Annotated in this window: 5 protein-coding genes; 1 reads left to right on the plus strand and 4 read right to left on the minus strand. The window is 73.4% G+C overall.

Going from position 1 to position 4837, the window contains the following annotated elements:
- The 3 genes from F6X68_RS30675 to F6X68_RS30685 form a co-directional block, all read right to left on the minus strand.
- Positions 1–743, minus strand: a 743-nt coding sequence (locus F6X68_RS30675) for a hypothetical protein (protein ID WP_151457516.1), incomplete at its 3' end; no start/stop codon positions are given.
- Between the two features lie 148 nt (positions 744–891).
- Positions 892–1998: an SPFH domain-containing protein gene (locus tag F6X68_RS30680; protein WP_151457517.1), complete on the minus strand. Its 1107-nt coding sequence runs from the start codon at positions 1996–1998 to the stop codon at positions 892–894.
- Positions 1999–2002: 4 nt separating this feature from the next.
- Entirely contained in the window at positions 2003–2476 is a 474-nt protein-coding gene (locus tag F6X68_RS30685) for an NfeD family protein (RefSeq protein WP_151457518.1), read from the minus strand.
- 111 nt (positions 2477–2587) lie between these two features.
- Here F6X68_RS30685 and F6X68_RS30690 point away from each other — a divergent pair, with 111 nt between their 5' ends.
- Positions 2588–3904, plus strand: a complete 1317-nt coding sequence (locus F6X68_RS30690; protein ID WP_151457519.1) for a serine hydrolase — start codon at positions 2588–2590, stop codon at positions 3902–3904.
- Positions 3905–4099: 195 nt separating this feature from the next.
- On the opposite strand, the gene F6X68_RS30695 is transcribed toward F6X68_RS30690, so the two are convergent.
- Positions 4100–4837 (minus strand): DUF3097 domain-containing protein (locus F6X68_RS30695; RefSeq protein WP_151457520.1); only part of this gene is annotated, 738 nt, incomplete at its 5' end.

A 4837-nucleotide genomic window follows, 5' to 3' on the forward strand; every position in this document is an offset into this window, starting at 1 on the left:
CTCGCGCTGGCGGCGTCGCGGGCGATGTCCCGGGGCACCAGGCGGCCGGAGCGGTACCCGACGCCGATGCCGGCGATCAGCACGAAGATCGCGCCGAAGGTCTGCAACGAGCCGATCAGCGCGCCGCCGACGCCCAGCAGCGGGGCGGCGATCATCAGCATGACGCCGTCACCGATGCTGAACGTGCCGGACCGGGCCACCGACCAGCCAGTCAGCAGCCAGCCCAGGCTGTAGCAGGTGGCGCCGACGAGCACGAGCACGCGCGCGGTGGTGCCGAAGACGGGGGTCTGCTCCGCCAGCCCCGCGAAGGGGAGCATGAGCACCGTGCCGGCGATGGAGACGAGCAGGCCGGCGACGGCCGCCCGGCGGCTGCGGGTCGCCGCCAGCAGCCCGGTCAGCGCCAGCAGGGCGAGCAGCCCGAGCCACACCGCCGCCACCCAGCCCACCAGGTAGAGCGGCCGGCCGTCGGCCGGGTACGGGTCGTTGCCCACCCCGCCGTCGCTGCCCATCGCCACGACGGCGTAGAGGATGGCGTACGCGGGGAGCAGCCACACCGCGCCCCGGGCGAGCCGGCGCAGCGACCAGGCCCAGGTGGCGTTCGTGGCCGGCCCGATCGGCGTCGGCTCGACGAAGGGCAGCACCCCGAACCCTCCGCCGGTACGCCGGCTGCCGAGCGGCCCGGCGGGATCGTGCGCACCGGGCACCGGGGCCGAGGACCGTACCCGCTTCGCCGGATCCTTCATGCGTCACCTCGCTCGTCCGACGAGCGGTGCGGAACGCGCCGGGGCGCCCCGATGCCTGCTCACCGCCCGTCCTAGGACCGATGGTGGCAGGCGACGGAGCGCCCCATGAGTGGTTCTCACATTTCCGGGCGACCGCGCCCGGACCCGGTCAGGCCCGTTCGCGCTGGTCGGCCGGGTCGTTGAGCAGGCTCCCCGGGGAGACCGGCTCCGGCGCCGGCAGCCCCTGCGGCGTGCCGCCCGTGGCCTGCGCCTCGGCGACGCGTACCTCGTCGTGGATCTGCTGCGCGGCGGCCGCCGCGGCCTGCGCGGCCTCGGCCGCCTCGCGCTCCACGTCGCCCGCGCTGCCGGCCGCCTCCGGGGCCGGCTCGTCGCCGACCATCCGGCTCAGCCCGCCGAGCGCGCCGCCCATGCCCTCGAGCGCCTTGGTCAGCTCGGCCGGCACGATCCAGACCTTGTTCGCGGTGCCGTTGGCGATCTGCGGCAGGGCCTGGAGGTACTGGTAGGCGAGCACCTTCTGGCTCGGGTTCGCCTGGTGGATCGCGTCGAACACCGTCTTGATCGCCTTCGCCTGACCCTCGGCCTGGAGGATCCGGGCCTGCCGGTCACCGTCGGCGCGCAGCACCGCGGACTGCTTCTCACCCTCGGCCGTGAGGATCTGCGACTGCTTGTGCCCCTCGGCGTTCAGGATCGCCGCCCGGCGGTCGCGCTCGGCGCGCATCTGCTTCTCCATCGAGTCGCGGATGCTCGCCGGCGGCTCGATCGCCTTGAGCTCCACCCGGGTGACCTTGATGCCCCACCGCCCGGTGGTCTCGTCCAGCACGCCGGACAGGTGCCGGTTGATCTGGTCGCGGCTGGTCAGCGCCCGCTCCAGGTCCAGCGAGCCGATCACGTTACGCAGCGTCGTGACGGTGAGCTGCTCGATGGCCTGGAGGAAGTTCGAGATCTCGTACGTGGCCCGAACCGAGTCGACGACCTTGAAGTAGAGCACCGTGTCGATCGAGACGACCAGGTTGTCGGAGGTGATCACCGGCTGGGGCGGGAAGCTGACCACCTGCTCCCGCAGGTCGACCTTGGTACGCACCGCGTCGACGAACGGGACCAGGATGTTGAGCCCCGGGTTGAGGGTGCGCTTGTACTTGCCGAGCCGCTCCACAACGTCCTGGCGCTGCTGCGGCACGATCCGCACCGCCTTGGCCAGGGTGATCACCCCGATCAGGGCGATGGCCATCAGTAGGACCGGGATCACAAGTTCCATGTACTCACCTTTTCGCTTCGGGTAGCTCCCCGGAAGGAGAAACGTCGTCCCGCCACACCAGGGCGGTGGCGCCCCGCACCTGGATCACCTGCACCCGGTCGCCCGGGGCGAAGTGCTGGCTCGCGTCGTAGGAGCGGGCCTGCCACAGCTCGCCGTCGATCTTCACCATGCCCTGCCCGGCGTCGACCTGCTCCAGCACCAGCGCCGTGCTGCCCTCGATCGCCTCCACGCCGAACGGCTGCTCGCCGCTCTCCAGCGCCGAGCGGCGGTGCCTGCGCAGCGTGGGCCGTACGCCCAGCACCGTCAGCGCCGACACGCCGGCGAAGACGATCGCCTGCACCTCGACCGGCGCGCCGAGCGCCGCCGCTCCCGCGGCGGCCAGGGCCCCGACCGCGAACATGATCAGAAATAGCGTCGTCGTGAAGATCTCAGCGACCGCCAGAACGACACCCAGCACGATCCAGAACACGGCGTCCACCCCCCGATCGTGACACGTCAAAGCACGTGGAGCCCACCCGCGAAGATCAGTAAGCTCGTCGGCACGCCGGCGGCCCACCCCGACGGCACCGGAATCCCCCGAGGAGAGCCCGTGTCCCTGTTGCCCGAGACCACCCGCCAGGTCGATGCCCTCGTCGCCGGGGCGCAGTCCGCCGGCCGTACGCCGTCGCTGCTGATCGGCGTGGTGCGGGACGGCGCGCTGACCCACCTCGCCACCGCCGGCGAGCACCCGCGCCCCGACGCCGACCTCCAGTACCGCCTCGGGTCGATCAGCAAGACCATGACCGCCACCCTTGTCATGCAGGAGCGCGACGCCGGCCGGCTGGCCCTGGACGACCCGCTGGAGAAGCACCTGCCCGGCACCGGTGTGGGCACACTCACCCTGCGGCAGCTGCTCGGCCACGCCAGCGGCCTGCGCCGCGAGCCGGACGGGCAGTGGTGGGAGCGCGCCGAGGTCGGAGACCTGGCGACGCTGCTGGCCGGGGTGAGCGCCGAGAAGATCGCCTATCCCCCGCACCGGGTCTACCACTACTCCAACCTGGCGTACGGGCTGCTGGGCGGGGTGCTCGAACGGATCACCGGCACCCCCTGGGCCGACCTGCTCCGCCAGCGCGTGCTGGAGCCGCTCGGCATGGGCCGCACCACGTACGCGGCCACCGAGCCGTTCGCCCGCGGTTACGTGGTGCACCCCTGGCACGACACGCTGCGGGAGGAGCCGCGTACCGACACCGGGGCGATGGCCCCGGCCGGGCAGCTCTGGTCGACCGCCGAGGACCTGGCCCGGTGGGCGGCCTTCCTGGCCGACCCCGCGCCGCAGGTGCTGGCGGCGGAGACGCTGGCCGAGATGTGCGTCCCCGTGTCGATCAGCGACGTCGACTCGTGGACCGGCGGGCACGGCCTCGGGCTGGAGCTCTACCGGCAGGGCGAGCGGGTGTACGTCGGGCACGGCGGCTCGATGCCCGGCTACGTGGCCGCCCTGGCGGTGCACCGCCCGTCGCGCACCGCCGTGGTCGGCTTCGCCAACTCGTACGGCTTCCGCACCGGCGGGATCGGCGGGCTCGCGCTACGGATCCTCACCACCGTCCTGGACGCCGAACCGGCGTTCCCGCAGCCCTGGCGGCCCGCCGCCGCTCCCCCGCCCGCCGAGGTCGACGAGGTGACCGGTCGCTGGTGGTGGATGGGGGCGTCGCTCGACGTCACCTGGGACGCGGCCAGGGGCGAGCTGGTCGTGTACGTGCGCGGCGAGCGGGTCAGCGTGTTCGTCCCGGAGGGGCCGGACCGCTGGCGGGGTCGCTCCGGCCCCGAGAACGGCGAGATCCTGTCGGTGCTGCGCGACGGGTCGGGGCGGGCGGTGGCGCTCGACATCGCCACCTTCGTCTTCACCCGCACCCCCGACCAGGAGCCCTGACGGCGCCCGCAGCCGCCGGCGGAGGATCCACACGCGAGACGCTGTCGGGCTGATGTCGCAGACGATTCAGGGGCCGTCTGGCGTCGCAGCGGCCACAAGCACCGCTGATGTCACAGACGACTCAGCTCGACAGCGTCGTACGACCCCTTCGCCCACGAACCAGGCCGCCGCCGACGGGCCGGACCGCGCTCGCGCTCAGGCCGGCTCGGTGACGAAGTCGATCAGGCGTTCCATCGCGTTGATCAGCGGGGTCTCCACGTCGGCGAAGCTGTCGACCCGGGACAGGATGTGCCGCCACATGTCCGCCGGCTCGGCGACCCCGAGCGCGGCGCAGACGCCCTCCTTCCACGGGCGTCCCGGCGGCACCACCGGCCACGCCCGGATGCCCAGCGCCGCCGGCTTGACCGCCTGCCACACGTCGACGTACGGGTGCCCGGTGACCAGCACGTGCGGGGAGGTCACCTTCGCGACGATCCGGCTCTCCTTGGAGCCGGCGACCAGGTGGTCGACGAGCACGCCGAGGCGCCGGTTGGGGCCCGGGCCGAAGTCGCGCACCTCGGCGTCGAGCGCGTCGATGCCGTCCAGCGGCTCCACCACCACGCCCTCGATGCGCAGGTCGTCGCCCCAGATCCGCTCGACCAGGGCGGCGTCGTGGATGCCCTCCACCCAGATCCGGCTGGCCCGGGCGACCTGGGCGCGTACGCCGTCGACGGCGATCGAGCCGGAGGCGGTGCGGTGGCGGGCGGCGGGCACCGGGGCGCGGGTCGGCCGGCGCAGCGTCACCGGCCGCCCGTCGAGCAGGAACGCCGCCGGCAGCAGCGGGAAGTTGCGCCGGCGTCCGTGCCGGTCCTCCAGCACCACCGCGCCGGCCTCGAAGCCGACCACCGCCCCGCAGAAGCCGGAGTCGGCGTCCTCGACCACGAGGTCCGGCTC

The sequence above is a fragment of the Micromonospora sp. AMSO12t genome (assembly GCF_008806585.1).
Taxonomy (GTDB): Bacteria; Actinomycetota; Actinomycetes; order Mycobacteriales; family Micromonosporaceae; genus Micromonospora; species Micromonospora reichwaldensis.

What these genes read in the sequence shown, in the direction of transcription:
- F6X68_RS30680 (WP_151457517.1), bottom strand. Translation starts at nt 1,998, where the DNA reads ATGGAACTTGTGATCCCGGTCCTACTGATGGCCATCGCCCTGATCGGG.